This is a genomic window from Streptosporangium sp. G11 (assembly GCF_051192615.1).
Lineage (GTDB): Bacteria > Actinomycetota > Actinomycetes > Streptosporangiales > Streptosporangiaceae > Streptosporangium.
The window spans coordinates 1-5,507 of the sequence record NZ_JBPJUQ010000187.1 but is presented as its reverse complement, the minus strand read 5'-3'; the positions used below and the strand labels follow the sequence as shown (position 1 = coordinate 5,507).

The 5,507-nt window shown below is 67.8% G+C and carries 6 protein-coding genes and 1 pseudogene; 4 read left to right on the top strand and 3 right to left on the bottom strand.

Annotated features, from left to right (window positions below; genetic code table 11):
• The first annotated feature begins 347 nt into the window (after positions 1–347).
• Positions 348–479, top strand: coding sequence for a hypothetical protein (locus tag ACSDR0_RS49255; protein WP_435295902.1), 132 nt, complete (start codon positions 348–350; stop codon positions 477–479).
• Entirely contained in the window at positions 476–718 is a 243-nt protein-coding gene (locus ACSDR0_RS49250) for a hypothetical protein (protein ID WP_435295901.1), read from the top strand. Before ACSDR0_RS49255 ends, ACSDR0_RS49250 begins: the two co-directional genes overlap by 4 nt.
• A 351-nt stretch (positions 719–1,069) precedes the next feature.
• Here the strand turns inward: ACSDR0_RS49250 and ACSDR0_RS49245 are convergent, their stop codons facing one another.
• Both ACSDR0_RS49245 and ACSDR0_RS49240 read right to left on the bottom strand, forming a co-directional pair.
• Positions 1,070–1,603, bottom strand: coding sequence for a VOC family protein (locus ACSDR0_RS49245; RefSeq protein ID WP_435295900.1), 534 nt, complete (start codon positions 1,601–1,603; stop codon positions 1,070–1,072).
• A 372-nt stretch (positions 1,604–1,975) separates the two neighbouring features.
• Positions 1,976–2,464, bottom strand: a pseudogene (locus ACSDR0_RS49240) (IS701 family transposase); the annotation flags it as partial.
• Positions 2,465–2,769: 305 nt separating this feature from the next.
• Between ACSDR0_RS49240 and ACSDR0_RS49235 the strand changes: the two are divergent.
• Positions 2,770–3,492: a hypothetical protein gene (locus ACSDR0_RS49235; protein ID WP_435295899.1), complete on the top strand. Its 723-nt coding sequence runs from the start codon at positions 2,770–2,772 to the stop codon at positions 3,490–3,492.
• Positions 3,493–3,647: 155 nt separating this feature from the next.
• On the opposite strand, the gene ACSDR0_RS49230 is transcribed toward ACSDR0_RS49235, so the two are convergent.
• Entirely contained in the window at positions 3,648–5,036 is a 1,389-nt protein-coding gene (locus ACSDR0_RS49230) for an NF041680 family putative transposase (protein WP_435295898.1), read from the bottom strand.
• Positions 5,037–5,216: 180 nt separating this feature from the next.
• Here ACSDR0_RS49230 and ACSDR0_RS49225 point away from each other — a divergent pair, with 180 nt between their 5' ends.
• Positions 5,217–5,444 carry a transposase gene (locus ACSDR0_RS49225; RefSeq protein WP_435295897.1) on the top strand — a complete coding sequence of 76 codons (228 nt, stop codon included), beginning with the start codon at positions 5,217–5,219 and terminating at the stop codon, positions 5,442–5,444.
• Positions 5,445–5,507 lie beyond the last annotated feature (63 nt).

Below are 5,507 nucleotides of genomic sequence, written 5' to 3'. Positions count from 1 at the left end.
CTGCGGCACCTGTTCAACCGTCTGATCGGCTGCCTCTATCACTGCCTCAAAACGCGCCGGACCTACGACGAGTCCATCGCGTTTCCACCTCCTCTCACCGTCGTCACTTGACACCACAACGTGCTCGGATGTCTGGGGACACGTTCGGGAGCGGAGGGCCAGCCCGCACACCTTCGAGGCAAGCACCCCGGTTTGATCCGGACAGGCCGCAGACGGCCGCTTCCTGGCTCTCAGCCCCGCACCCTGTACTCGCGCGTACGCGCCTACCCGCGCGGGCGGACGCGCATGAGCCTGAGCCGGTGCGGCGGCCACCGCCGTACACCCGGCTGCGCAGCGACCCCGCCCCCGTGAGCACCGGCCAGCTTGGCGCCGGCGACCAGCCTGCCGACCAGGACAGCGACCAAAGCGGCGGCCAGGATGGCGAGCGTGCCTGGCTGATCCAGATGATGGCCTCCCGCACTCTTCAAGAGCGCCGATGACCGCCCTCGCGTTCCGTCGCCCGAAGGCCTGCTGCGGCCGCCGCGACAAAACCGAAAAGGACAGCACCGACCTCGGCGTACGGCCCGCCAGCGACTTCGAGCTGCTGGAAGACTTCGGCGTCAGCAAGGAGGAGCTCGAGCTGAACATGGAGGAGGGCGTACTGCCCGCCGACATCCTCTCGGTCATCGCCGAGCGCCTCGCCTTCGCCGAAACGAGTTGGCCGGGGGCATGCAGTTAATGGCATGCCCCCGGCCAGGGTCTTGGCTTACTTCGAGGAGCAGAGCAGGGCGGGACCGCTCCCGTTCCGTTCCTGAACTACTTGCGAGCCCGCCCTCGGCGGGAGGTGCGACCCCCTGCAGATACGTATGACAGCAGCACCAGGGCGGCTGCGAGGAGAATGCTGCCGATCGTCAGACCGGCGATCCACTCCGGACTGAGGCCTGCGCCAGGGGCCAAGAGAAGGATCATGGTGGGCACAGCGAACGCCACAGGCCCGAACCACCGTCTATCGTTGGCTAGCTGGGCGGTGGGCGGGAAGTTCCTTCGGAGTCGGCCTGCCCCGCAGCAGAAGATCCCACTGCCGGTCAGGTTATCCGGTGCCACCAGCACTGGGGTCGGCCAGCGTGACCATCGTCTCGAGCAGCGTCGTGTATACAGGGCTGGGTTCAGCGAATTCCTCCCCGCTCGACTCTTCCCCGGCCGCCGGACTGGTTTCCGCCGCCGGATAGAACAGCCACCACAGGTTGTGCCAAGGGTCGAGGAACCGGGCGATGCCGTACCCGCCGTAGAAGGGAGACACCGGAGTGATGACGGTCGCACCGCGTTCGACCGCTTTGCGCATCGTCTCCTCGGGGTTGGCGACGTACACCTGGGTGAGGGCCGGGGTGAACGGCCAGTCGGCCTTACGGTCAGCGACCATGAGCAACGAGTTGCCGATTTTGACTTCGGCGTGGATCAGAGTTCCGTCCCCGGCGTAGAAGTCAGGGGTGCGGGCTTCCTCCCGCTCAGTTGCGTCAAAGACAGCGATGAGGAAGTCGATGAAAGGCGCGGCTCCGTCAACGAAAACGAATCCGTTAACGGTGTTCTCACCCTGGGGTTCGGGATCTTGCTTAGTCATCTCCATGCCGCGAGGCTAGAGATAATTGCGGTCAGTTTCCGTCCGCAATAACGGCCCAGAGGACGCGCTGCCCGGGTTCACTCGACCCTCACCGAGGGTAGCATCTTGGGGACGCTCATCCTGGGCGGCCCGGTAAACGACCTGCCCGGCCACGAAGTCTCCGCTCTCACGCCGCTCTGGTCGAGGCTGGCCTGTACTACATTCGTAGGTCCGCGGGGAGTGGTTCACCGCGCCTCCGATAGTGGCGGATCAGGGCGCGGGTCTGGTGACGTCGCCGGAAGTGTGACCAGGCCAGGACATGATCGATGCCGTCGGCCGCGGGGATGAACAGCCGGGCCAGAACCCGGCGGATTTCGGCGAGCGACAGTCGCAGCATCCTCAGTCCGCTGATGCCTCCAGGAACAGGCGGCCTTTTCCCTCGCCGATGACCTCGTCGGCGTCGGCGGGCAGGGTGGCGCGCGTGACGGCCAGGAACGCCAGCGCGAGCATGGCGATAGTGACGTGCCGGTGCCACGGGGTCCACTTGCGCACCTGGTAGGAGGTCAGGCCGAGCAGGTCCTTGCCGTGTTCGTTGTTCTCCTCGATCTTCCAGCGCATCCCGGCCGCGTCGATCAGCGCGGGGACCGCGGTGCCGGCCGGAGTGTGGGCCAGGAAGAACTCCAGCTCGGATGGGGTGCCGACCGAGCGGCGGATCAGTAGCATGTGCGCGTATCCGGGCGCGGGTGCCTGCCCGGCCACGGCGACGGCCAGGGCGGTCCAGTCGTAGACGCGCAGGCCCTTGGTGCCGGCCCCGCATGAGCGGCGTTCCCAGATCCCGGCCCGCCCGAGGGCCAGCAGCCGGTCCAGCACGTGCCCGACCGGCTCAGCCTCGCGGCGCGCTACGGACAGGGCGTCAGGATCGAGATCGGCCCCGACGACCCGCACCCGTGGTTCGACTCGCTTGAGCGACGCGCTCACCCGCACGAGCCCACCCCGCGACCAATTGGACCCCGGCTGGTCCAGTCGACGCGTAGTCACCCGAAACAACACCCAAGCGGTACGATGCGAATACCGAACCGGGCAGCTGGCCGTACCAGCAGCACCAGCGGGCAGGACTTCTCCGTCAGGGGGCGTGGCCGTACCGCGCCCACCAGCGGTTTTCCACGTACCTCACGTTGATGGAGAACCCGATCATGACCTCTGCCGTCCCTCGCGCCTTCCACTGCGAGCACACCCGCGCCAAGAGTAGGGTGTACGCCCTCGTCGAGCGCTCCGGCCAGCCCGCGACCCTGCATGCCGTACTGACCTGCACCGATCCCGCCGTTGCTCAGCACGCCGCCTACCTTCTCTCCTCGGTGCTGGAGAACGGCCTGGGTCCCGCCGCCCGCGCTGAGTCGGAGCGGATCGCGGCGGCTCTGCCCGACGCGCCCGCCGCCTCCTTCCGTCGTACGCTGGCCGATGTCGTGAACGGGGCCTGGGCCGACGCCCCCGAGCTGGCCACCACGTGGGAATCCCTGCGGCGGGGCCGCGGCGACTCGGCCGGCCTCGGTGGGGACCTTGAGAGCCGCACGCCGGGCGACGCCCGCCTCGACGCCTTCCCCGGGCCGGTCGTACGCACGATCAGCCTGCTGGAGGTGCACGTCCACGACCCGGCTCGCCTTCTAGCGGCGGCCACCGCGACGGGCTGGAGGCCGTTCGACGCCGAGGACCTCGACGAGGACGACAGCCGGGACGTCGTCGGGGCCGTCATGCACTTCGTCAACGGCCCGGAGTTCCTGCCCGGCGCCGACCAGTTGACGGATGTCATGCAGGCGCGGCTGCTGCGCGTCGACAGGGGCGATGAGGTGAGCGACTGGAGCGCGGCGCCCGTGACGGCGAGGTTCGACACGGGAACGAGGTCCGACCCCGACGACTGAGTCGACTGATCGCTACTTCACAAGCACGTCGGCGCGGCCGAGCACGAGATCGACTCGGCTGCGCCGGGGTGTTCACAAGCCTAACTTGTTCTTCATCGTCCGGATTGTTGTAGTGCTGCGAGGGTGCGGCCGCGTTTGACGGTCTTGCCGACGTCCTAGCGGGGTGCGGGTCGGCGGTTGGGGATGCCGGGTGAGCGCCCCGGGCCGGGGCTGGAAGGTTTGGGTGCGCTGGCCGGTTGGGCGAGGACCGGGCGGAGGTTCCGAAACCCGCGCCGGACCCGGGCGGGTGTGAGCTGGCCGCGTGGGATGGGTCTCTCCCAGGGGTGGCGTAGGTCCTCGATCAGGTGGCGGCCGAGGCGTAGCTGGGTGTGGGCGATGATGAGCACCCAGGTCCAGCGGTCGGCTGCCGGGGTAGCGCGAAGCTTGGGCCGTGTCCAGCCGAGGGTCTGCTTCCAGAAGCGGTAGGTGTGTTCCAGGTCGAATCTGCGCAGGAACGCCTGCCAGCATCGATCCACGTCCGTGCTGGTGGCTCCGGTCTTGGAGAACCAGAGCCAGACTGGCGGGGCATCACGGTTGCCGGGCAGGTGCTCGACCTGCAGCCGGATCAGGGTGCCTTCGATGAGCGGTAGCGCACCCTCGTGGTCGAGCCAGGCAGCGCGGTGGGTGAGCCGGGGGTGGATCCGGTCCCATGCGCGGGTTTCGGCCTTGCCGTAGTGGGTGGTGTCGGTGAGCGTGCTCACCGCGGGTTCGGGCCAGGTGGCCGGGTCGGCCAGGGCGAACTCGCCGCCGTGCTTGGGCGGGTGTCCACCGCGGGGGTGGGCTCGCAGGAACTCCTCGCGCGAGGGTGCCGGGCGGCGCATCACCCGGTCGGAGCGGATGCGGCCCAGCAGTTCGACGGGCAGGTCGCGCAGGACGTAGGCCAGGCGGGTGATGTCGTAGCCGGCGTCGGTCACGATGAGCACGTCCGGGTCCCCGGTACGCCATTGACCGGCGGTGATCAGCCGCTCTATGACTCCTCGGAGCTGGTGGGCAGTGACGGCGGTGGCATCGTCGGCTGGTCCCAGCCGCATCACGTCCAGCGGCGTCGTCCACGAGGTGCGGCCCACCTCCAGCGCCGCCACGAACGAGTACGGCCAGCCCGGGATGAACTGGGAAGCGCTCTTGGCCCGGCCGTACACGTGGCAGAACAGCCGCTCGGCCGAGCAAGGCGCATCCGAGCGCAGCCACGGCGACACATTCACCGCGAGCACGATCCGCCCGTCCGGCCAGCGCGATAACGGCAGCCCGGCCAGCACCTCACGCAGTTGTTCTACGTCGATTCGGCCGTTGTTGAGCCCGCCGTACAAGGCGCCGTGCCCGCGCCGGTACTCCGGCGACAAGGTCAGGCCCACCGGTGAGTGCACCGGTCCCGGCTCGCACAACAGTGCGTCGGCCAGCTCGAACAACGCATCGGCGCGGGCCTTGAGGCAGGCGTAGACGTCGTTCCGGAACCGGGACAACGCCCTCGGGGACTCGACACAGGCGGGATCGTTCAGCAGACTCACCCTCACGGCCTTGTAGTGATCGGCAGCGACTCGACACCGCACATGATCACTCAAGGCTGTCTCGCTGTCCGCGAAACGATCAAATCGCCACTCAGCACAACAAACCGAAGGTTAAAGAACAAGCTTAGAGGGTGTCTGAAAAGTTCATTAATGGGCATGTATATGCCATAATGCCCCGTCTTGGAGTACGGGAGGCCGCCGACGAGGGGAAAGCGGGCCGCATATCCGACGGATCTGTCCGATACCGAGTGGCAGGCCCTTGCTTCTCTGGTCCCGCCGGTCAAGTCGGGCGGACGTCCCGCTGAACATTCTCGCCGGGAGATCGTCAATGCGCTGGCGTACTGGTTGCGGGCCGGGTGTGCCTGGCGGCTGCTGCCGCACGACTTGCTATTACCGGTGGTTTGTTAAATCCGGACGTAGAGGTTGAGAGCGTGTCCGGCTCCGACGGCGGTGAGTAAGCGCTGGAGTTCA